Source organism: Acidicapsa borealis, assembly GCF_059115245.1.
On the sequence record NZ_JCACNY010000001.1, the window covers coordinates 5,311,474 to 5,330,953 of the forward strand.

General features: G+C 58.9%; 24 protein-coding genes and 1 tRNA gene. 16 read left to right on the forward strand and 9 right to left on the reverse strand.

Annotation, left to right across the window (positions count from 1 at the left end):
- Positions 1 to 43: 43 nt before the first annotated feature.
- Together glgC and AC5S27_RS21630 are read right to left on the reverse strand one after the other, a co-directional pair.
- The gene (glgC, locus tag AC5S27_RS21625) at positions 44 to 1,297 is read right to left on the reverse strand and encodes a glucose-1-phosphate adenylyltransferase (RefSeq protein ID WP_493936632.1); all 1,254 of its coding nucleotides are present in this window, start codon (positions 1,295 to 1,297) and stop codon (positions 44 to 46) included.
- A 312-nt stretch (positions 1,298 to 1,609) separates the two neighbouring features.
- Positions 1,610 to 1,903, reverse strand: coding sequence for a hypothetical protein (locus AC5S27_RS21630; RefSeq protein WP_493936633.1), 294 nt, complete (start codon positions 1,901 to 1,903; stop codon positions 1,610 to 1,612).
- 119 nt (positions 1,904 to 2,022) lie between these two features.
- Here AC5S27_RS21630 and AC5S27_RS21635 point away from each other — a divergent pair, with 119 nt between their 5' ends.
- A complete protein-coding gene (locus tag AC5S27_RS21635) occupies positions 2,023 to 2,568 on the forward strand; it encodes a hypothetical protein (RefSeq protein WP_493936634.1) in 546 nt (181 codons plus the stop codon).
- Between the two features lie 90 nt (positions 2,569 to 2,658).
- Here AC5S27_RS21635 and AC5S27_RS21640 read toward each other — a convergent pair whose 3' ends face one another.
- The gene (locus AC5S27_RS21640) at positions 2,659 to 2,898 is read right to left on the reverse strand and encodes a hypothetical protein (RefSeq protein ID WP_493936635.1); all 240 of its coding nucleotides are present in this window, start codon (positions 2,896 to 2,898) and stop codon (positions 2,659 to 2,661) included.
- Between the two features lie 111 nt (positions 2,899 to 3,009).
- On the opposite strand from AC5S27_RS21640, the gene AC5S27_RS21645 reads away from it, so the two are divergent.
- The gene (locus tag AC5S27_RS21645; RefSeq protein WP_493936636.1) at positions 3,010 to 4,578 is read left to right on the forward strand and encodes an acyl-CoA mutase large subunit family protein; all 1,569 of its coding nucleotides are present in this window, start codon (positions 3,010 to 3,012) and stop codon (positions 4,576 to 4,578) included.
- 422 nt (positions 4,579 to 5,000) lie between these two features.
- Here the strand turns inward: AC5S27_RS21645 and AC5S27_RS21650 are convergent, their stop codons facing one another.
- Genes AC5S27_RS21650 through AC5S27_RS21660 form a run of 3 tightly spaced genes read right to left on the reverse strand, consistent with a single transcriptional unit; the run spans position 5,001 to position 6,375 of the window.
- The gene (locus tag AC5S27_RS21650) at positions 5,001 to 5,468 is read right to left on the reverse strand and encodes a hypothetical protein (protein WP_493936637.1); all 468 of its coding nucleotides are present in this window, start codon (positions 5,466 to 5,468) and stop codon (positions 5,001 to 5,003) included.
- A gap of 59 nt (positions 5,469 to 5,527) precedes the next feature.
- Positions 5,528 to 6,154, reverse strand: a complete 627-nt coding sequence (locus AC5S27_RS21655) for a TMEM175 family protein (protein ID WP_493936638.1) — start codon at positions 6,152 to 6,154, stop codon at positions 5,528 to 5,530.
- Positions 6,155 to 6,177: 23 nt separating this feature from the next.
- Complete coding sequence (locus AC5S27_RS21660) at positions 6,178 to 6,375, reverse strand: hypothetical protein (protein ID WP_493936639.1); 198 nt, start codon at positions 6,373 to 6,375, stop codon at positions 6,178 to 6,180.
- A 189-nt stretch (positions 6,376 to 6,564) separates the two neighbouring features.
- Between AC5S27_RS21660 and gcvT the strand changes: the two genes are divergently transcribed.
- Positions 6,565 to 7,704: a glycine cleavage system aminomethyltransferase GcvT gene (gcvT, locus tag AC5S27_RS21665; protein WP_493936640.1), complete on the forward strand. Its 1,140-nt coding sequence runs from the start codon at positions 6,565 to 6,567 to the stop codon at positions 7,702 to 7,704.
- A 55-nt stretch (positions 7,705 to 7,759) separates the two neighbouring features.
- Here gcvT and AC5S27_RS21670 read toward each other — a convergent pair whose 3' ends face one another.
- The gene (locus AC5S27_RS21670) at positions 7,760 to 8,596 is read right to left on the reverse strand and encodes an N-acetylmuramidase family protein (protein WP_493936641.1); all 837 of its coding nucleotides are present in this window, start codon (positions 8,594 to 8,596) and stop codon (positions 7,760 to 7,762) included.
- Between the two features lie 189 nt (positions 8,597 to 8,785).
- On the opposite strand from AC5S27_RS21670, the gene AC5S27_RS21675 reads away from it, so the two are divergent.
- On the forward strand, positions 8,786 to 9,694 hold the full coding sequence (locus AC5S27_RS21675) for an alpha/beta fold hydrolase (RefSeq protein WP_493936642.1): 909 nt from the start codon (positions 8,786 to 8,788) through the stop codon (positions 9,692 to 9,694).
- Between the two features lie 104 nt (positions 9,695 to 9,798).
- Here AC5S27_RS21675 and AC5S27_RS21680 read toward each other — a convergent pair whose 3' ends face one another.
- Entirely contained in the window at positions 9,799 to 10,749 is a 951-nt protein-coding gene (locus AC5S27_RS21680; protein ID WP_493936643.1) for a vWA domain-containing protein, read from the reverse strand.
- Positions 10,750 to 10,888: 139 nt separating this feature from the next.
- On the opposite strand from AC5S27_RS21680, the gene AC5S27_RS21685 reads away from it, so the two are divergent.
- The 7 genes from AC5S27_RS21685 (at position 10,889) to AC5S27_RS21715 (ending at position 15,916) form a co-directional block, all read left to right on the forward strand.
- A complete protein-coding gene (locus tag AC5S27_RS21685; protein ID WP_493936644.1) occupies positions 10,889 to 11,176 on the forward strand; it encodes a muconolactone Delta-isomerase family protein in 288 nt (95 codons plus the stop codon).
- 126 nt (positions 11,177 to 11,302) lie between these two features.
- On the forward strand, positions 11,303 to 11,692 hold the full coding sequence (gene gcvH / locus AC5S27_RS21690) for a glycine cleavage system protein GcvH (protein WP_493936645.1): 390 nt from the start codon (positions 11,303 to 11,305) through the stop codon (positions 11,690 to 11,692).
- A 132-nt stretch (positions 11,693 to 11,824) separates the two neighbouring features.
- Positions 11,825 to 13,174 (forward strand): aminomethyl-transferring glycine dehydrogenase subunit GcvPA, encoded by a 1,350-nt coding sequence (gene gcvPA / locus AC5S27_RS21695; RefSeq protein WP_493936646.1) that lies wholly within the window; start codon positions 11,825 to 11,827, stop codon positions 13,172 to 13,174.
- A gap of 8 nt (positions 13,175 to 13,182) precedes the next feature.
- Entirely contained in the window at positions 13,183 to 14,727 is a 1,545-nt protein-coding gene (gene gcvPB, locus AC5S27_RS21700) for an aminomethyl-transferring glycine dehydrogenase subunit GcvPB (RefSeq protein WP_493936647.1), read from the forward strand.
- 79 nt (positions 14,728 to 14,806) lie between these two features.
- Positions 14,807 to 15,052 (forward strand): DUF433 domain-containing protein, encoded by a 246-nt coding sequence (locus AC5S27_RS21705; protein WP_493936648.1) that lies wholly within the window; start codon positions 14,807 to 14,809, stop codon positions 15,050 to 15,052.
- Positions 15,049 to 15,387 carry a hypothetical protein gene (locus AC5S27_RS21710; protein WP_493936649.1) on the forward strand — a complete coding sequence of 113 codons (339 nt, stop codon included), beginning with the start codon at positions 15,049 to 15,051 and terminating at the stop codon, positions 15,385 to 15,387. The genes AC5S27_RS21705 and AC5S27_RS21710 overlap by 4 nt, the downstream gene beginning before the upstream one ends.
- A gap of 262 nt (positions 15,388 to 15,649) precedes the next feature.
- On the forward strand, positions 15,650 to 15,916 hold the full coding sequence (locus tag AC5S27_RS21715; RefSeq protein ID WP_493936650.1) for a hypothetical protein: 267 nt from the start codon (positions 15,650 to 15,652) through the stop codon (positions 15,914 to 15,916).
- Between the two features lie 3 nt (positions 15,917 to 15,919).
- Here the strand turns inward: AC5S27_RS21715 and AC5S27_RS21720 are convergent, their stop codons facing one another.
- Complete coding sequence (locus AC5S27_RS21720) at positions 15,920 to 16,513, reverse strand: DUF2911 domain-containing protein (protein ID WP_493936651.1); 594 nt, start codon at positions 16,511 to 16,513, stop codon at positions 15,920 to 15,922.
- Positions 16,514 to 16,677: 164 nt separating this feature from the next.
- On the opposite strand from AC5S27_RS21720, the gene AC5S27_RS21725 reads away from it, so the two are divergent.
- The 5 genes from AC5S27_RS21725 to AC5S27_RS21745 all read left to right on the forward strand — a co-directional run bounded on the left by AC5S27_RS21725 (position 16,678) and on the right by AC5S27_RS21745 (position 19,467).
- A tRNA-Arg gene (locus tag AC5S27_RS21725) sits at positions 16,678 to 16,754 on the forward strand.
- A 101-nt stretch (positions 16,755 to 16,855) separates the two neighbouring features.
- Complete coding sequence (locus AC5S27_RS21730; RefSeq protein WP_493936652.1) at positions 16,856 to 17,731, forward strand: hypothetical protein; 876 nt, start codon at positions 16,856 to 16,858, stop codon at positions 17,729 to 17,731.
- A gap of 132 nt (positions 17,732 to 17,863) precedes the next feature.
- Positions 17,864 to 18,508, forward strand: a complete 645-nt coding sequence (locus AC5S27_RS21735) for a hypothetical protein (RefSeq protein ID WP_493936653.1) — start codon at positions 17,864 to 17,866, stop codon at positions 18,506 to 18,508.
- A complete protein-coding gene (locus AC5S27_RS21740; protein WP_493936654.1) occupies positions 18,501 to 18,836 on the forward strand; it encodes a winged helix-turn-helix domain-containing protein in 336 nt (111 codons plus the stop codon). The genes AC5S27_RS21735 and AC5S27_RS21740 overlap by 8 nt, the downstream gene beginning before the upstream one ends.
- A gap of 37 nt (positions 18,837 to 18,873) precedes the next feature.
- On the forward strand, positions 18,874 to 19,467 hold the full coding sequence (locus AC5S27_RS21745; RefSeq protein WP_493936655.1) for a hypothetical protein: 594 nt from the start codon (positions 18,874 to 18,876) through the stop codon (positions 19,465 to 19,467).
- Positions 19,468 to 19,480: the final 13 nt, after the last annotated feature.

Here is a 19,480-nt window from a genome sequence, read left to right on the forward strand (position 1 = left end):
GAGAGCCATCGCTCCCCTCGCTATTCTCATCCCGGTTTGTACACTAATACCGCTCCTGGAACTCCGGCTCGACAGGATTCTCAAACAACGACCGGTCGCGGGTCACAATCGTCAGACCCGACGGTGTCACGAAGTATCGCCGCTTATCCTCCACCGGATCGTAGCCAATCACCGTGCCCTCGGGAATCTCCACATCGCGATCGATAATCGCCCTGCGAATCCGGCAGTGCCGCCCAATGTTGACATGCGAGAAGATGATGCTCGATTCAACGCTGGAATAGGAATTGACGCGCACATCCTGGGAAAGCACTGAGTTGTTTACCTCCGCACCCGAGATAATCACGCCCGCGGTGATCACCGAATTCACCGCTTTTCCGGTACGTCCCGGCTCGGCGAATACAAACTTCGCCGGCGGATACTGCCGCACCCGTGTCCGCATCGGCCAATGCTTGTCATAGAGATTGAATGTCGGCGAAATCGCGCAGAGATCAAGATTCGCGTCGTAGTACGCATCGAGCGTTCCCACATCGCGCCAGTAGAGAGCCTCCTGCCGGTTCTCGTCGACGAAGTTGTAAGCCACCATCTTCTTCTTACCCAGAATATTGGGCAGAATGTTGTGGCCGAAATCGTGCTTCGAATGCGGATCCTCCGCGTCGGCAATCAACTCCTTCAGCAACGTCTCGGTGTTGAAGATGTAAATGCCCATCGAAGCATCCACCGAGTTCGGATTGAACGGCGAACGGAAGTTGGTCGACTTCGGCTTTTCTTCAAAGCCAAGAATCTCCCCGTTCTGGCCAACCTCGACGACGCCAAAGCGCGAGACCTCATCCGGCGCAATCGGCAGCGTGGCCAACGTCACTTCCGCACCGGAATCCTTGTGATGCTCCAGCATGCGGCTGTAATCCATCTTGTAGATATGGTCACCAGAGAGAATGATCACGTACTTGGGCTGCTCGGAGCCGATCGAATAAATGTTCTGATACACCGCGTCGGCCGTGCCCATATACCAGTTCGCACCCGTGCGCTGCATTGGCGGCATGATCTCAAAGAACTCGCCCAGTTCCTGCGCCACAATGCCCGTCCAGCCTTCACGGATATGCCGGTTGAGGCTCAACGCCTTGTACTGCGTCATGATGTACACCCGGCGCAGCCCGGAGTTGATGCAATTCGAGAGCGTGATATCGATAATGCGGTAATGCCCGCCAAAGGGTACTGCCGGTTTCGCCCGGTCGCGCGTCAGGGGGAAAAGTCGTTCTCCGGCGCCGCCTGCTAAGAGGACTCCAAGTGTATCTTTCATGGACATTGCAATCTCCCATTTCCCACAACACAAGCAATTGCGTCTTGCTGGTTAAACTCTCATTCCGCCTTGTGGTACAGCGGCTTTTCTGAAGTCTGCAGTTCCCGGCAACTCTCCAGCCGGGCGAGAATACCACAGCTACGTCATACCTGTTGACGGCAAAGTTACACGGTGAGTTTGTTGCGAGTTGAGCAGATAAAAACAGGCGCCACACGGGGCGCCTGTCGATTGCGATAGCTCTTGTCGAGGCGCTGCAACGGCAGCGCGGTCGTGGTCGATACGGAAGAATGCCGGCGAGCTGCGGCAAGAACTTTACTCGTCCCCCTCGATCGCAATGCGCAGAGACTTGAGGAAGCTCACGTCGTGCGAGGTGAACGGGCCACCTTCGATCTCCTCGCCATCCTCGTCCAGAGTCGCGCCCGACGGATCAATGACTTTGTCGCTGTTCACATCGTTTAGGCCGATCGTGGCCTCCAGCATCAGCATCACGTCAAAACCGTGGCTGCGGATCGTCTGCACGACCCCGGCGATCTGTTCCGACTCGACGACGGACTCGTGGATGGCCTCTCCGAGCTGCTGGATCAGGTCCTTCAAGCGTGGGTTCATACTTCCCTCCGGCATAGGCATTCGATGCTCGATGCACCGGCTCGGGTTCGGCCAGGATTCTTCTACCTTACGTCTGACGCGCGTCAAGGGCAACTGGCACCCCCGCAAATATGTGGGAAATGAGTCCCGTTTTCAGCACTGTTAAACTGATTACCGGCATGAATGCGAATGAGTTGGGCCGAAGACTGGGCATCGGAGTCCGCATCGCGGGACGTATCGCCCAACAGCGCGCCGCTGAAAAAGCACACGCCGAGGCGCAGAATCAAGCCCGCAACGCTGCCCAAAGCCAAGCTTCCCCAAACGGCCCCCGCCCCGCGCCCGTGGGAGTCGTCGAACCGCCCGAGCGACGTACGGCCTCAAACCGCGAGCAGGCTCGCCAGCAGGTCCGCCAAACCGCGCAGACCACCCAGAAGCTGAGCCGCGCCGCAGGCAAGGGCCTGGGAGGCTTCCTGCGTCCCTTCACTCGCGTCGGCGGGATTCTCTGGCTCGAAGTGACCGGCTTCTTCTTCGGCCTCTTCGCCCTCTTCTTCGCCCAGGACCTCTGGCGTACCCGCCTCAGCTACTTAAGTGGGCCGCAACACCAGAGATTCCTGGTAGCCGCCGCAATGACAGCCCTCTTCGGCTATCTATGCATCAGCGCCTTCTGGCGTGCCAAACGCAAGTAAAGCGTTCGTGCAAATTCGCAGCGCTAGCTCGACTCACGCTTGAATAAGGGCGTCGATTTGAAATCTCGTCCAAGTCGCCACGCTAGAGTTCTACTCCTGAGCAGGATCCCCGGTAACAGACAAGTCATCACTGGAATCGTCGTCGGCGGCTACCGGCTCTTTCGGATAAGCAATCAGGAGCAGGACGGAAAACGCCGGTCCAAGCAACAAACTAAGGACAAACCACTGCCCTCCGCTCAGTCCCCTCTTGCCAGCAACCCAGGCTACCGCAAAGGAAGCCGACAGCCACCAGACAGCAAATAACAATCCAAGTAGGGAGAAGTCGAACATTCATACCTCATTAAGAGATGTGTGCGCTCATGATATCCCGAAACATCCTGGCAGGCCCGGCGCTCCATATCTCCCAACTGCTAAACTCAGCATTCGCCGGAGAGCCCACACGTGAGCGACACCCCCAAGCCCGTCTACACCCCCGCCGATCTGAACAAGGACGCAGATCAAGACAGCCTCAATGGCAAATTGCCCGGCCAGTATCCGTTCACCCGCGGCATCCAGCCCACTATGTATCGCGGACGCCTCTGGACCATGCGCCAGTACGCCGGCATGGGCGACGCCGAGGAGTCCAACCGCCGCTACCACTACCTGCTCGCCAACGGCACCAGCGGCCTCAGCGTAGCCTTCGACCTGCCCACGCAAACCGGCTATGACTCCGACTCTCCGCTCGCACTCGGCGAAGTAGGCCGTACCGGCGTCGCCATCAGCTCGCTCGAGGACATGGAGCGGCTCTTCGAAGGGATCGCCCTCGAACAAGTCTCCACGTCGATGACCATCAACGCCACAGCCAGTACTCTGCTCGCCATGTACGTCGCCGCCGCCCGACGCGCGGGAGCAGACACACGCAAACTCTCCGGCACGGTCCAGAACGACATCCTCAAGGAATACATCGCCCGCGGCACCTACATCTATCCCGTCATCCCCGCCATCCGCCTGACCACAGACCTAATCGCCTGGGCCGGCGAACATCATCCTGAATGGAACACGATTTCGATCTCCGGCTACCACATGCGCGAAGCCGGCTGCACCGCCGCGCAGGAGCTGGCCTTCACCCTGGCCAACGGCCGCGCCTACGTCGAGGCCACACTCGCCAAAGGCCTAAGCATCGACAGCTTCGCCCCACGCCTCAGCTTCTTCTTCAACGCGCACTCCAACCTCTTCGAAGAAGTAGCCAAGTTCCGCGCCGCACGCCGCCTCTGGGCCCGCTGGATGCGCGAAGACTTCGGCGCAACCAACCCGCGCTCCTGGATGCTGCGCTTCCACACCCAAACCGCAGGCTCCACGCTCACCGCCCAGCAGCCCGAAAACAACATCGTCCGGACCACTCTGGAAGCGCTGAGCGCGGTCTTAGGCGGCACCCAAAGCCTGCACACCAACGGCTACGACGAAGCCCTCGCCCTGCCCACGGAAAAAGCTGCCCGCATCGCCCTGCGAACGCAACAAATCATCGCCCACGAAAGCGGCGTCCCCCAGGTAGCCGACCCCTTAGGTGGCTCCTATTACATCGAAGCATTGACCGATCAACTCGAAGCAGAAGCCGAAGCCATCTTCGCCCGCATCGGCAATCTCGGCGGCACTCTCCGCGCTGTGGAGTCCGGCTGGGTACAGCAGCAGATCCAGGCCGCGGCCTACGCCCACCAGCGCAAAGTAGACTCCGGCGAAACCATCATCGTAGGCGTCAACAAATTCGAGCTCGAAGGCGAAGTCGAAATGCCTCTCCAGCAACTCAACCCCGATCTCGAACGCCGCCAGGTAGAGCGCCTGCAAGCCCTGCGCCTTCGCCGCCCCATGGCCAAATGGGAGCAATCGCTCGTCCGCTTAAGCGACGCAGCCCGCACAGAATCCAACCTCATGCCTCACATCGTAGAGGCAGTAGAAGCCTTGGCCACAGTGGGCGAAATCGCCGACACCCTACGCTCAGTCTTCGGCGAATACCGCGAAACGGTAACGGTCTAGAGACTCAACGATCTGAATAATAGAAGCGAAGATCTATGCTCAGCTTGATCCAGTGCTCTTTTGTAGTGATTTATAGACTTGATTCCGTTATAGAGTTCCGCCCTATGTGGTTAAGGCCACACAGGGCGGAAGGTTAGGCCGTGTTTGGTTATGTGCTTAAAAGAGCTATTTTGCAAGGTTCGCCCCAAACACAGTGGATGGCAGTTTCTATGTCGAATGACGGTGTGGCAGGTCCAAAGTTACTTCGTAACTTTGTTTCCTTGAAACTCGTCAGCGCCTTAGTTACTACTTCAAGCTCCGCAATTTGTGATGCGGAAAGGTACGAGCGTATATCCATGATTTTTACTCCTCTCACGGATTTGGCGAGGGCGGTGTCCTTAGACTTTGCCCTCACCACACATCTTAATCCAAGGTTTGGCGTACTACTTACCAGGGCAAGCCGCTGGGCGAGCCCAAGTGCGAGTGCGCAACCCCGACTCGATCCCATCCGAACAAGCCTTTTCCTTCGCAATCACTTCATCCACGTCTCGCAATTTGTGCAATATGACAAACCTGTTATAGACGTGTGCCTTTGCGAACGCTACCAGCGTCGCAATTACCTCTCGATCATCTGCGGTAACTGCGTCCGCTTCAGCACTGTCAATAGGTGCAAGGCATTGAGAAGAGAAAACCGGATCATAGTTGGTTCCGCTCTCATCATAGACAGCGTCGGCGCTACAATTCTCCGCTCGTTTCAATGCGATGAACGCAGAGTGAACGAAGGCAGTGGACAGCTTAGACTCTTTCACGGCTGTGGATTGTGCAAGCGCCGGTATGACGAGCACGAAAGCAAGGATCATGAGCAGGTATGTTAATGCCTTCATTATATTTTCCTCTGTAGCTTGATTCATCGTACTCTCGTGTCTATGTCCAGCCCCGCGGGAAATGTCGAAGCTCACATCCTATGTGCCTACCCCAGCCGCTTCCCAAACCGCGGCGCAATCGCATAGTTCAACTGCACCAGCACGATAAACCCAATGCTCAGATAGTTACTCACCACGCAAAGCGCCGCCCCCACCGCATACAGGCTCTGCGCAATCAGCACCCGCCGGCAGATCGCCCCGCGAACCTCAGCCGGAGTTTCGTCCTTCACCAGGCCATGCCGCACAGCATGCGACCAGCTCCAGTACAGCATCACGCCCGGCATCAGGATATTGAGCCAATACAGCACCAGCGCCGACCGGTACTCGATAAACTCCGCCAGCAGCCGCGTCGTCAGCGGCATCAGCGTAATAGTGAAGAGAAACGCCAAGTGAATCCAGGTAAGATCCCGGCTGCCCTCGCGAATATGATTCAACTGCGTCTGCTGCCCAGCCCAGAAGATTCCAAGCGTAAGAAAGCTCATCAGGTAAGCAATCCACTGCGGAGCGAGCCCGGCTAGCGCATGCAGCAGAGCCGCCTCCGAGTGAATCCCCTCCGCCAGCGGTATATGAATATCCAGCACCAGCAGCGTCATCGCCACGGCAAAGATACCGTCACTCAGCGCTGCCAGCCGCTCCAGGCTGCGTCCTTGAATTGCGTTGTACAGTGTAGCCATCTACCGGCCGTTCCGAATGATCTCTACTTCAACAACTCAGCAGTCGGATCCACCGGCTTTCGCTGAAAACGCCAGATGCCGATCACAATCAGAAACACCCCGGCGGCCACTTCCAGCCAGACATGCCAGTCCGTGCGACCCGACGCATAGATTTTATATCCCTGATACAGCGCGAAAACACCCACCAGAACAGCAATCACACCACGAATCTTGTCCGTCATCGGCTCAATCCTCTCAACATGGAGTCTCCCCGGAAGTGCATCGAATGAAAGGTAGAACAAGGCGAAGTTTGACCTGCCCCTCCGGGAATCCCTATCCTCACTAAGGTACAGGATTCGCGCCTGGAAGCAACCCGGTCGCGGTAACCACCCCATCCCGCCCGCCTTTCAAGAAGAGAAGAGGTCTCACCCATGGCAACTCCCGCTACCCCGCCCGTATTGCAGCAGACTGCACTGAACGCGACCCACCGCGCACTCAAGGCCAAGATGGTCGACTTCGGCGGCTGGGATATGCCCGTTGAGTACAGCGGTCTGATGGCCGAGCACATCGCCGTCCGCACCGCCGTCGGCCTCTTCGACGTAAGCCACATGGGCGAAATCCAGTTCCGCGGTCCGAACTCCCTCGCCGCCGTCCAGCGCATTACCATGAACGACGCCTCGCGCCTCAAAGACGGCCAGGCCCAGTACTCCGCCCTGCTCACCCCCGAAGGCACCTTCGTCGACGACATCCTCGTCCACCGCCTCGGTGACAATGACTACCTGCTCGTCGTCAACGCCGGCACTAAGGACAAGGACTACGCCTGGATTCGCAAGCAGGTCGGCAGCATGTCCGGCGTCCACATCAGCGACTACAGCAGCTACTACTCGCAGCTCGCCATCCAGGGCCCACGCGCCGTCGAAACCCTGCAGAAACTCACCAAGGTCGATCTCTCCGCCATCAAGAACTACTGGTTCACCTGGGGTCAGGTCGCCGGCGTCCACAACACCCTCATCGCCCGGACCGGCTACAGCGGCGAAGACGGCTTTGAAATCTACATCCCTTCCAACATCGCCACCACCGAGAGCGTCTGGAACGCCATCCTCGAAGCCGGTGCGGAATTCGGCATCCTGCCCTGCGGCCTCGGCGCCCGCAACACCCTGCGCCTCGAAGCGGGCATGCCCCTCTACGGCCACGAAATCACCGAAGAAACCAACGTCTGGGAAACCGGCCTCGACCGCTGGCTCAAGCTCGGAAAAGACAGCGACTTCCTCGGGCGTTCCACGCTCTTAGCGATCAAGGAGAGCGGTGGTCCATCAAAAAGGCTTGTGGGTTTAGAAATGATTGACCGCGGCATCGCCCGCGATAACTACCGCGTCCTGAACGAAGCCGGCGAAACCATCGGCATCGTCACCAGCGGCTCACCTGCGCCATTCCTCAAGACCAACATCGCCTACGCCTATGTCCCCACAGCAGTAGCCGAAAGCAAAGAAGACGTCTTCGTCCAGGTCCGCACCAACAAAGTCCGCGCCAAACAAGTCCCCACCCCCTGGTACAAGCGCCCCAAGAAGTAGGCACACATTAGACCGCGAGCAGGCGGGCACAATCACCCGCCACTCAAGCGACCGACTAAGCCAGCAGCAAATTCACCGGCGCAGCCTGCGCCGCAGCCAGGCTAGCCAGCACGCCATCATCCACCGCCGTCGTCGTAGCAATCCCCTGATCCGTCTGGAAAGCGTTCAGCGCCGCCAGCGTCTTGCTGTGTCCCGGCGTGCCAATCTGCCCATCGATCCCACCCGGATTGTAGGCAGCATTCCCCGAGCTGTTCGCCAGGAAGCTCAGATACAGCTGCGCCGCCCGCACCGAGATATCCGGCTGCGCCGTGGGATCGCTGAGTTTGTTGTAGTTGCTCTCCAGCAGACCCGCATACGTTGCAACCTGCCCGGTTCCGTTATAGCGCGTGGCCACTGTGGTCCAGTCGTGCGCACGCAGCGCTGAAGCGATTCCCTGGTGTTCGAGAAAGCTTTCAAAAGCCTTCAACTGCGCAGCTTCGGAAGCGCAGCAGTCCGCCACATAGCTGCTCACCGTCGCATAACCGGCGGCTGAATAGTTAAAGCCCATCACCTGCGAAATCCCCCACGAAGCGCTCTGCAAAGCCGCATCCGCATCCAGCGCATACGCCTCAGCCAGCCGCCCATACTCCAGCGTCCCACCCGAGTAGCCACCCCACGTAGGCGCACTGATACCGGGATTCGACGCATCATACTGCGCGTTCGTCCGCTTGCGAAACACCGCGCGCTCAAACAGAATCGGCGGGCGTCGATCGGGTAGAAATCCAGCCTTGCCCGACTCCACCGTAAGCAGCGCCCAGACCGCAGCCGGATCCACACCCAGCGCTGCAACAACACCGTTGAAGTCCGTGGAGCTTAAAGGAGTGGCACTGCAGACAAACGGAAGTTCAGGCATGGAAACCCTCGTCAGGAAAAGTCGCTCCCAAGCCTATCTACAAAACCATCTTGCGATTTCGCAACAAAATAAGTTGGTCCGGGAACTCGGCAAATATTGTCCCACGCAAGACCAGACAATCCAAAGCAAATTTCAGCAGCCGGCCGCCATGCTACGATGCGGCATTCCACCTCACCGGAGGCCCAAGCAATGCAGCGTATCCGCGCCATCTTTCTATCCTGCCTTGCCGCCATAGTTCTCTCTTCAGCAGCAGCCCAGACACAGCCATCCCTGCTCATGCCGGAATCCAAGCTGCCTCCGCAAAAAACCGCGCTCGTCTTCGGCCAGAAAATCGCCTACTACGAAGCCGGCACCGGCCCAATCATCGTCCTCGTCCACGGCTTCGCCAGCCAGGCCCGCTTTGACTGGGGCCAGGTCATCGTCCCGCTCGCCGAGCACCACCACGTCATCGCCCTCGACCAGATCGGCTTCGGCCAGTCCGCCAAGCCGCAATTCGATTACTCCATACAGACCTTCGTCGACTTCCTCGGCGAGTTCCTCCGCGTCAAGCAGGTCAAGAAATTCACCCTCGCAGGCGAATCCCTCGGCGGCTGGATCAGCGCGCTCTACACCATCGAATCCCTAGATCCGAAGAACACCGGCCCCTACGCCATCCCCGCACCCAAACGCCTCATCCTCGAAGACGCCGCGGGCATGGCCGCCCTGCCTGCAACCGGCGCACCCATCCCCGTCACCGGCACCCTTGCCGACGCACACAGCGTAGCCATCGTCTTCCATGACAAGTCCCGGGTCACCGAAGAGTTCGTCCGCGAAAACTTCACCATGAAACTGGCCGCCAACGACGGCTTCACCGAGCGTTCTGTCTGGGCCAATCCAAAGATAGCCAGCGAAGTCGTCAAAGACCGCCTCGCCAAGATCACTATCCCCACGCTGGTCGTCTGGGGCGGCAGCGACGAAGTTGTTCCACTCGAAGCCGGCAGAGCCTACGCAGCGGGTATTCCCGGCGCCAAGCTAGCCATCATCCCCGAGTGCGGCCACGGCCCATCCATCGAGAAACCAAAAGAGTTCCTGGCCGCCGTCCTACCCTTAATCGACTAAAAGCAGCTAACAGAGAACAGCGGACAGTAAGGACCTAAACCCTTTTGCGAATGGTTTGGCTCTAACTGTCCGCTGTTCTCTGTTTGCTGTTAGCTGTACTCTGCTTACTCCTGCGTCGTCCCCGGCCGCACCACAAACACCTGCTGCGGCGCGTCCACCGAACTGCCCGGCACACTCAGCTTCAGCTTCATCTGCTGCACCTCGGACTTGCCTTTCAGCGTCGAAACGAAACTCAGCTCGTACTGGTTCCGGAACCGCCGCGTCAGCTCCTCCAGATACGGATCGAAGGAAACCGGATTCCCGCTCCCCTGCCAGAAGCTCTTACCACCCGTAGCCTCAGTAACAATCAGGCTCAGATTCTGACCGGCATTGTTTTCGTATTGCGTGTTCGCTATCGCGCCCTGCCCACGCCAGTAGATCGAATACACCACCAGCCCGGCCTTCGCCGAATCCCGGATCGCCGTCTGCAAATACGGATTGTCCGGATCAAAGCGCAGATTGTAAGGGTCCACGCCATCGGTAATCATCAGTACCTCGCGCCGCGCCGCCGCATTGCGCGAAGGCCACCGCTTGGCCAGGTCCGAAAGGCAGAAATAAGGGCTGGCATTCGATCCAACGGATCCACCCGGCAGATGCAGTCCCTTCAGCACCACGGCGTGGTCGCCACTGAAAGGTCCGCTAATTAGCGAATTCCCATTCTGCATGTAAGCAAAGGTGGCATAAACGTTCGGCGGCAGCGTCTTGATGAACTTTTCCAGGTCTTCAAACTGGCGCCCAAGCGAATTTCGCGCCGAACTATCAATAAGCACCACCAGTTCCACCGGGCTATTCGCTCCAAGCGGCACCAATTTGGCAATGGTGGCGTCCTTGCCATTCACCTTCAACTTCGCCCCGGCCGCAGCAACGCTCGGCGTGGCATCTCCATCGTGTTTCGGCAGAACCGTAACGATTACCTTTCCCTGTCCCTCATTTTCGCCCTGCGCAAACCCCTGAGCGCCCAAAAACAAGGCACCCGAAATCAACCCAACCGCAACAGCAATCCCACGAATCCGCATAACTCCCTTTCACCGCACCGCTAAGTCCGTCTGTCGATCCTATTCGCTCTACTGCAGATTAGACGCGCCATCGAGAAAGAAAGCCCTACGCAATTAGAGCGAAACCGGCCACATCACCGAGACTCGCTACAATATCCCTATGCAATTTCTCTCCATCAGCCGCCGCCTAACCGACAAATTCCCACCCGAAGCCTTCACCCCCGAGCTGGGAGCCAAGGAAACCGCCCGCGTCCGCGAACTCTACGCCGCCGGCATCCTCCGCCAGGTCTGGAAGCGTGGCGATGTTCCCGGCGCCAGCATCCTCTGGGAAGCAGCCTCGAAGGCCGACGTCGAAGCCGCCATCGCCAGCTTGCCCATCTTCCAGGCCGGCATGCTCGAAGTCGTCGCCCTCATCCCGCTCGAACCGTATCCCGGCTTCAGCGCCTAGATCGTGCGAAGCGCCGATTTCACAGCGCCAACCCCGATTTCGCCCGGATTTCCTCCGCCACCTCCGCTACCCTTACACTAGAAAGTCAGCCTGCTCCAACCCGACCCAACCCCGAAAGGAACCGCCATGGCCTACCCGGCAAACCTGAAATACACCAAAGAACACGAGTGGCTCGACATCAGCGGCACCGTCGGCACCATCGGCATCACCGACTACGCCCAGGGCACCCTCGGCGACATCGTTTTCGTTGAACTGCCCAAGGTCGGCGATTCGGTCAAGGCGCACTCCACCTTCGGCTCCGTCGAGAGCGTCAAGGCCGTCAGCGACCTCTACTCGCCCATCAGCGGCACGGTCACCGAGATCAACGAAGCCCTGAACAGCGCGCCCGACGCTATCAACGAAGACGCGCACAGCGCCTGGATCATCAAAGTCGAGCTCTCCGATCCGTCTGAAGTCGATTCCCTGCTCGACTCTGCCGCCTACGAGGCTTTCATCGCAGAGGAAACCGGCCACTAGAATTCAAGTCCCGCTTCAGGCTCGCCCGTCGCGCCTGAAGCGAATGGCATCGGAAAAACATCCAACACGCACGATTGCACTACGAAAACACGCTTTTAGCCCAAAGCTAGAAGCTAGAGGCTAGAAGCTAACATGCGCTATCTCCCCAAATCCCCCGCCGAACGCGCCGATATGCTCGACGTCATCGGTGCGCCGTCGATCGACAAGCTCTTCGAAGTCATCCCTGAGGAATACCGCCTCACCCGCGACCTCGACATCCCCCGCCAGTACGGCGAGAGCGAGATCATCGAGTACTTCAAGGCCGCCGCGGCCAAAAACGCCGTCGGCTACGCCAGCTTCCTCGGCGCCGGATGCTACCGCCACTACAAGCCGGTCGTGATCGACTCGCTCGTCCAGCGCGGCGAATTCCTCACCAGCTACACTCCGTACCAGGCCGAAATGACCCAGGGCACACTCCAGGCCATCTTCGAGTTCCAGACCATGATCTGCGAACTCACCGGCATGGACGTCGCCAACGCCAGCATGTACGACGGCTCCACCGGCGCCGCAGAAGCAGTCATGATGGCCGCCCGCGTCACCGGCCGCCACAAGTCGGTCGTCGCCTCCAGCGTTCACCCCGAGTACCGCGAAGTAATGACCACTTACGCGCAGCACCAGGGCCTGCCATCAACCACAGTCGGCTACGACCCCGAAACCGGCCGCGTGGACCTCGCAGCCCTCGAAGCCGCTATTACTGAAGAAACCGCCTGCGTCCTCGTCCAGTCGCCGAACTTCTTTGGCGTCATTGAAGACATTCCGGCCATCGCCGACATCGCCCACGCAAAGGGAGCCCTGCTGATCGTTTCGATCGCAGAAGCCGTCTCACTCGGCATCGTCAAGCCTCCCGTCGAAGCCGACATCGTCTCCCTCGAAGCGCAGTCCTTCGGCGTCGCCATCAGCTACGGCGGCCCCTTCTGCGGCGTCATCGCCACCAAGGAAAAGTACCTCCGCCAGATGCCCGGCCGCCTCGCCGGACAGACCACCGACGCCGACGGCAACCGCGGCTTCGTTCTCACACTCTCGACCCGCGAACAGCATATCCGCCGCGAAAAGGCCACCAGCAACATCTGCACCAACCAGGCGCTCGTAGCCCTCATGGCCACCATCTTCCTCACCGTCTACGGCAAGGAAGGCATCCGCGACCTGGCCATCCACAACCTGGCCAAAGCCGACTTCGCAGCAAAGTTGCTCAGTGCCCAACCGGGAACAAAGCTGCTTTTCGGAAACAGCCCCCGCGTCAACGAATTCGTCCTCCAGACCACCGAGGCGCCGTCCGAGCTGAACGCCCGCCTGCTCGAACAAAAAATCATCGGCGGCGTAGACCTGTCCCGCTGGTACCCCGAACTCGGCAACGCCACCCTCTGGTGCGCCACCGAACTGAACACGCGCTCTCAAATCGAATCCGCCGCCGAAACGCTCGCTGGCGCCGCCGTTTTGGCCTAAGGAAAATCATGGCAACCATCGAAGCAATCCCCGCAATTACGAAGTCCACCGGCCCCACGCCCCGCATCACCACCGGCAAGGTCCGCGCGCACCAGGTCCAGAACGAAGGCCTGATCTTCGAGAAGTCCTCGCCCGGCAAGCGCGCCTACAAGCTGGCCCCGCTCGACGTGCCCGAAGTCGACCCCAAGGCCCTGCTCGGCGACCTCGTGCGCGACAACACCGGCATGATGCCCGAGTTGAGCGAGATCGAGATCATCCGCCACTTCACGCGGCTCTCCACCTGGAACTACGCCATCGACCTCGGCATGTACCCGCTCGGCTCCTGCACCATGAAGTACAACCCGCGCGTCAACGAGCTCGTCGCCCGCATTGAGGGTCTGGCCGAAGCGCACCCCTACCAGCCGGAATCGCTCTCCCAGGGCTCGCTCGAAATCTGCGAGCTGCTCGAAAAGTGCCTCATCGAAATCACCGGCATGGACGCCATCACCATCCAGCCCGCCGCCGGTGCCCACGGAGAGTTCACCGGCATCCTGCTCGTCCGCGCCTATCACGAATCGAAGGGCAACGCCCGCAAGAAGGTCCTCGTCCCTGACTCCGCGCACGGCACCAACCCAGCCACCGCCGCCCTCTGCGGCTACCAGGTGCAAAACCTCAAGTCGAACGCACTCGGCATGGTCGATCTCGAAGAGCTGGCCAAAGCCGTCGATGAAGATACCGCCGCGCTGATGCTCACCAACCCCTCGACGATCGGCGTTTTTGAAAGCGAGATCCACAAGATCGCCGACATCCTCCACGCCAAGGGCGCACTGCTCTACATGGACGGCGCCAACATGAACGCCCTCGTCGGCAAGGCCCGTCCCGGCGACTTCGGCGTGGACGTCATGCACCTCAACCTGCACAAGACCTTCTCGACGCCCCACGGCGGCGGCGGCCCCGGCTCCGGCCCGGTAGCGTGCAAGGCCATCCTCGAACCGTTCCTGCCAACCCCTGTCCTCAAGAAGTCCGATGACGGAAAGCTCGGCTGGAATTTCAACCGCCCGCAGTCCGTCGGCCGCGTCCGGGCCAACTACGGCAACTACGGCATGTTCATCCGCGCGCTGGCCTACATCCTGGCCAACGGCCCAGACGGTCTGCGCCAGACCACCGAAGACGCCGTACTGAACGCCAACTACATCCGCAGCGGCCTGCAGGACCTCTTCGACCTGCCTTACAAAACCGCCTCCATGCACGAAGTCGTCTTCAGTGACCGTCGCCAGGCCGCCAAAGGCATCAAGACCGGCGACATCGCCAAGCGCCTGATCGACTACGGCTTCCACCCCTACACGGTCAGCTTCCCCATGATCGTCTCCGGCGCCCTGATGATCGAGCCCACCGAGAGCGAATCGCGCGAAGAGCTTGACCTGTTCATCGCCGCCATGCGCGCCATCGCCCAGGAAGTGGAAGACTCCCCGGAGCTGATCAAGAACGCACCACACAGCACCCGGGTCTCACGCCTCGACGAAACCACAGCAGCCAGAAAACCCATCCTTCGTTGGAAGCCGACGACTGCCTGAGGATCGATTCGGGACAGCGCAAGAAGATAAACATAGGCCGGAGTTCTCTGAAACGAGACTTCGGCCTATACTTTTGCCTATGCGAGAGATCATCGATCCAAAACTCGTTGACTGGTCCGACTGCCCACTTGTCGAGCGCAACCCTCTCAAGCTAAGCGGCGTTCCCATCGTGAAACACACCCGCGTCCAGGCAGACTCCATCGTAGAAAACTATGAGTCCGGTTCCCCAGTCGAAGAAATCTCCGACAACTTTTCCATCTCCGAAGAAATCATTCGCGAGCTTCTTGCCTTCGCGGCAAAGCATCGAAATTCACTCGTGCAGTGAAAATCATTCTCGATCACAATGTGCCCAAGAGACTACGCAACGCTTTGCCTCGGCATAATGTAAGTACTGCCAGAGAGATGGGTTGGGCCGAGTTGGAAAATGGCAATCTCCTTAAAGCTGCTGAGTTAGAGCGTTTCGAACTGATGATCACCTGCGATCAGAATCTCTCGTATCAGCAAAATCTGAACGACAGGAGGCTAGCGCTTCTAGTCTTCAATACGAACAATTGGAAGTTGATCCAGCGAGAGATTGGAATGGTCTCGGAAATGGTCGATGCGGCTGAGCCGGGGAGCTTTCGATTTCTGGAAATACGACAACCGCATTCCAAACCGTGAGCCTCTCGCTGTAGAACAATTACCCCATTCAGTGAACCAATTCCCCGTTCGCTGAAATGAAGCACAAAAGGCCATAATTCAACGCAAATGTAAGTTTCAGATTCCAATAGACTTCCAACAAAGCCAGAAATGGCCCCTTCCATTCACCGCAAAATGCTCCGCGTGGAACAATTCTGTTTTGCAGCGGCATGTGATCCAGATCGCGCCGAATCAGCATCGTTCCGCCAGTAGAGCTAATCTGATAGAAGAGGATTTTCGACAAATGACGGTTTATAACGAGCGGCGCGCCGATCTCGAAAAGTATGAATTCATGATGGGCGTGGAGCGTGGCCGGCTCGCTGTCGCTCTCGATCTGCTGACAGACTCGCTGGTAATGACTGGCCAGCACGGCGTTTATTGCGTCTCGAATCGAAATCCCAGCCAGCCCCGGCTCGACCTGCAAGCAGTTCTGGCTGGGATCAATGGCGCGAAAGAACTCATCCAGTCGGTGATGGCGGAACTCGAAAAGAAGAAAACCGCCGCCGAATAGCTCTTACTTGACGGCAGTAACGACCACCGAAGCGTCCACGTTGGCCCACTTCAGATGAAGTTCCGTGTTCTGGCCGACGGTCTTTTCGAAATCGATTAGAAACGTCTCTACCGGCACGGCGGTGCTCCCTGTGGACATGGTCACGCGGCCGAGATCCTGAGCCTTGTCATAGACCGTGCCCCACTGGCCGGTTTGCTTATTGACAATGAGTGTCCAACCGTCAGCCGTCGGGAGCGAGTAAATCGTGTATGTCCCGGCGGGAACGTTAAGGTCGCCGATCTGGAGTGCACTTGATGTACGCAGCGTGGTCGCCGCATTCGCGCCCGTGCGCCAGACTTCACCGTAAGGAACCAGGCCGCCGAAGATAGTTCGTCCACGCATGGATGGTGCGCTGTAATCAATCGTGATCGTGGCGTTAGGCAGGATGACATCGGCCTTCATCGGCGGGCTGATCGGCTTCTTGGGATCTGCCGGCACGTCGGTCTTGGGAGCCATGGGAACCGAGGGTGGAGCTGGAGCAGCTTGTGCTCCGGCGAAACGAGTGGCGGCAACGGAGACGAGGGCAAGGCAACAGGCGGCAAGTACTGGCGAACGCATAAGGACCTCTCAGCGGCGAGTGTAGCAAACCGGACCCTGCTCTGTTGTATGGAAGCAGACAACCTCTTTTGCTGTCCCAAAGTTCAGTGTCTGGGTCGAGGATGCCGTTTCAATTTGCGGGCGTAGTATCCCAATTATCCGGGAATGGAGTATTCTTGAGTTGGGCACCCGTAGCTCAGCTGGATAGAGCGAACGCCTCCGAAGCGTTAGGTCACAAGTTCGAATCTTGTCGGGTGCACCATACTATCCTCTCGCTGCAATTCCCCTCTATTACACTGGGTGTGTTACCCGGACTCGAAACGCGCGACATCCCCTGTCTGCGGAGTCTGCACAAGGATCTCTATGCACTGGAATCTGGAACAGATTGTGTGGGCGTTGATGCTCGCCGGTCACCTCATACTGCTCGTCGTCCTAATGGGCCGCGACCGCGTTCGCCTGTTTCCATGGTTCACGGCGCTCACGGTCGCCTCCACTCTGGAACTGCTCGCGGAACATCTGCTCAACAACAAGCTGACCACCCTCGCGACGTACTGGGTGAACTTCTCCGCGATGATCATCGTCTGGGTGCTCGGCGTGCTCGTGCTCGTCGAGCTGTCACGCCGGATCTTTTCAAGCGGCAAAGCTGGCCTGATTCTGAAGTCACGCGGCTGGGGCGGTTGGAGCCTGGTCACTGTCGTGCTCGCACTGCTGGCCGTCTGGTTCTGGGGACCCTGGCCTACCTGGCAGGCTCTGCAAATGGAGTACAAGACGGAGCCGGTTCAGTTCAAGGTCATGATCCTGGTGCTGACCGCAACGCGCGGGCAGATGGTGTTGGCCATTCTTACCGTAGAAGTGGTGCTGCTGTTCGCGATCTTCGCGAAGCGGTTCGGCTTCGACTGGCGTACACATCCGCGGCAGATTGCTCTGGGCCTTGTGGTCATCGCGCTGGGCATCCTGTCCATCTCTGGAATCGCGGAATACTTGAAGCATAACCGCGACCTGAGCAATCCGGAGGTTCTCCGCCAGTCTCAGGCTTTGGTGGAGCATGCGGAGCAAGGCCGCCACGCCCTCGGAGTTCTTGTGCTTGTCTGGTGGATTATTTGCCTGTGGCGTGATTTTCCGGACGTGCAGCCCGACGATCTGGCTGGAGCGCCGGTTCCTGCTCTTGTGGGCCTACCTACGCTCGAAGGTGAGGCTGCCGTCGATCCTGAGGACGACGAGATGAGCTTCCGCGACTAATCGGCCGATCTCGATTTCCGAGTAATTTCAGGAATCTTTGAAATTCTCCTTGACGACCAGTTACTCTATTTTATAGAGTAATCTTCATTCGAGAGAACTCTGATGCTTCTGAGGCTCTCCAGGAGATTCCTAATGAGCAACAACGACACCCAACAGGAGCTGGCCGCACGGCTCAGCCTGATTGAAACCATGATTGCCGAGGGACGGCAGAAGACCGAGAGCTGGGGATGGACCTTCGTCCTGTGGGGCGCGGCCTACGCAGGAGCGATCATCTTTGCCAACCTGGGAACGCCGGTCACTGAGTGGACCACCTGGGGACACCGCACTCTGGCCTGGCCGATTTGTATAGCGTCTGCGCTGGTGGTGATGTTCGTCTACATCATGCTTGCGGGGCGGAAGAGCGCTTCGCAGCCGGACACGACGATGGGACGCGCTGTCTTCTCCCTCTGGATTGCGATGGGGATCTCGTTGTTCCTGCTGCTGCAGGCCCTTGCATCAAGCGGGAAGCTGGACCAGCATATCTTCGTGGCTGTCGTCGCTTCACTGCTGGGCATGACGAACGCGGCATCGAGCCTGATCCTCAAATGGCGGCTCCAGTTTGCCTGTGCCGTCGTCTGGTGGGCCACAGCGGTATCGGTATGCTTTGTGTCGGTCGCCCAGTCGACGATCATTTTTCTGGTTGCCATTTTTCTCTGCCAGATCGTCTTTGGCATCTACGGCATGATTTCCGAAGCCAGGCAGATACGCGCCGGCGCATCGGGAGCGGCCCATGCCTGATCCCGTGACCGACGTGAGTGAGCAGGAAGCCGGATTGCCGGAGCTGAACCCGGTGATCCACGGCAAGCTGCGGCTGGCGCTGCTGAGTCTGCTCTCCACCGTCGAGGAGGCCGAGTTTACCTGGCTGCGAGCGAAGACAGGGTCGACAGACGGCAACCTCGGCGCGCAGTTACTGAAGCTCGAAGAGGCCGGGTATGTCGCCGTCGAGAAGAAGTTCGTCCTGCGTAAACCGCAGACCCTTTACCGCATGACCGAAGCGGGCCGCACGGCTTTGACCGAATATGTCCAGGCGCTCAGGCAGTTGCTGGGCGGAGCCATCCAGATCTGAACCCAAGTTGGCAAAACGAACGAAAAGGAGAATTGCGATGGAAACGAAAGTGACAGCAAATCAGTTGACCGGCAGAGCGATCGGATCGATCTTCTTCACCGCTTTTGGAGCGCTCTGGCTGGCCATGGCGCTCTTTATCCGCCAATCGCTCACTGGCGCAAGCATCGCCGGGATAGCATTCGGTCTATCCATTTTGCTGAGCATGATTTATGCGCTGATGCGGCAGGCTGGGCGCTTCCCGCGCGTGGAAGAGGATCCGGCAAGAGGCCGAGCCTTCAACCGCATCAACATCGTTCAATGGATCGCCATCGGGATCGTCGCGTTCAGCTTTGCCCGACTCCACATCGATGCCTACGTGCTATCGGCAATCACTGTAATTGTCGGCCTGCACATGTTTCCGCTGGCGCGGTTGTTTCGTTACCCGGTCCACTACGTGACCGGCGCCGTGTTGACGCTGTGGGGGATCGTAACGGTCGTGCTGGTACCGGTGGAGCACCTGCAAAGCACTACGGCCTTTGGAACGGGAGGCATTTTGTGGGTTAGCGCCCTGATTACGCTCGGTCTCGGACTGGCTACGGCCAAGCGCGGTAGGGAGACGCTGCCCGGAGCGCAGTCATCAATGGCTCTGTAGCCGTTGCGTCCAT

Coding starts and splice junctions, on each gene's coding strand:
- glgC (WP_493936632.1), bottom strand. CDS start 1,297: ATGAAAGATACACTTGGAGTCCTCTTAGCAGGCGGCGCCGGAGAACGA.
- AC5S27_RS21630 (WP_493936633.1), bottom strand. CDS start 1,903: ATGAACCCACGCTTGAAGGACCTGATCCAGCAGCTCGGAGAGGCCATC.
- AC5S27_RS21635 (WP_493936634.1), top strand. CDS start 2,023: ATGAGTCCCGTTTTCAGCACTGTTAAACTGATTACCGGCATGAATGCG.
- AC5S27_RS21640 (WP_493936635.1), bottom strand. CDS start 2,898: ATGTTCGACTTCTCCCTACTTGGATTGTTATTTGCTGTCTGGTGGCTG.
- AC5S27_RS21650 (WP_493936637.1), bottom strand. CDS start 5,468: ATGAATCAAGCTACAGAGGAAAATATAATGAAGGCATTAACATACCTG.
- AC5S27_RS21655 (WP_493936638.1), bottom strand. CDS start 6,154: ATGGCTACACTGTACAACGCAATTCAAGGACGCAGCCTGGAGCGGCTG.
- AC5S27_RS21660 (WP_493936639.1), bottom strand. CDS start 6,375: ATGACGGACAAGATTCGTGGTGTGATTGCTGTTCTGGTGGGTGTTTTC.
- gcvT (WP_493936640.1), top strand. CDS start 6,565: ATGGCAACTCCCGCTACCCCGCCCGTATTGCAGCAGACTGCACTGAAC.
- AC5S27_RS21670 (WP_493936641.1), bottom strand. CDS start 8,596: ATGCCTGAACTTCCGTTTGTCTGCAGTGCCACTCCTTTAAGCTCCACG.
- AC5S27_RS21675 (WP_493936642.1), top strand. CDS start 8,786: ATGCAGCGTATCCGCGCCATCTTTCTATCCTGCCTTGCCGCCATAGTT.
- AC5S27_RS21680 (WP_493936643.1), bottom strand. CDS start 10,749: ATGCGGATTCGTGGGATTGCTGTTGCGGTTGGGTTGATTTCGGGTGCC.
- AC5S27_RS21685 (WP_493936644.1), top strand. CDS start 10,889: ATGCAATTTCTCTCCATCAGCCGCCGCCTAACCGACAAATTCCCACCC.
- gcvH (WP_493936645.1), top strand. CDS start 11,303: ATGGCCTACCCGGCAAACCTGAAATACACCAAAGAACACGAGTGGCTC.
- gcvPA (WP_493936646.1), top strand. CDS start 11,825: ATGCGCTATCTCCCCAAATCCCCCGCCGAACGCGCCGATATGCTCGAC.
- gcvPB (WP_493936647.1), top strand. CDS start 13,183: ATGGCAACCATCGAAGCAATCCCCGCAATTACGAAGTCCACCGGCCCC.
- AC5S27_RS21705 (WP_493936648.1), top strand. CDS start 14,807: ATGCGAGAGATCATCGATCCAAAACTCGTTGACTGGTCCGACTGCCCA.
- AC5S27_RS21715 (WP_493936650.1), top strand. CDS start 15,650: ATGACGGTTTATAACGAGCGGCGCGCCGATCTCGAAAAGTATGAATTC.
- AC5S27_RS21720 (WP_493936651.1), bottom strand. CDS start 16,513: ATGCGTTCGCCAGTACTTGCCGCCTGTTGCCTTGCCCTCGTCTCCGTT.
- AC5S27_RS21730 (WP_493936652.1), top strand. CDS start 16,856: ATGCACTGGAATCTGGAACAGATTGTGTGGGCGTTGATGCTCGCCGGT.
- AC5S27_RS21735 (WP_493936653.1), top strand. CDS start 17,864: ATGAGCAACAACGACACCCAACAGGAGCTGGCCGCACGGCTCAGCCTG.
- AC5S27_RS21740 (WP_493936654.1), top strand. CDS start 18,501: ATGCCTGATCCCGTGACCGACGTGAGTGAGCAGGAAGCCGGATTGCCG.
- AC5S27_RS21745 (WP_493936655.1), top strand. CDS start 18,874: ATGGAAACGAAAGTGACAGCAAATCAGTTGACCGGCAGAGCGATCGGA.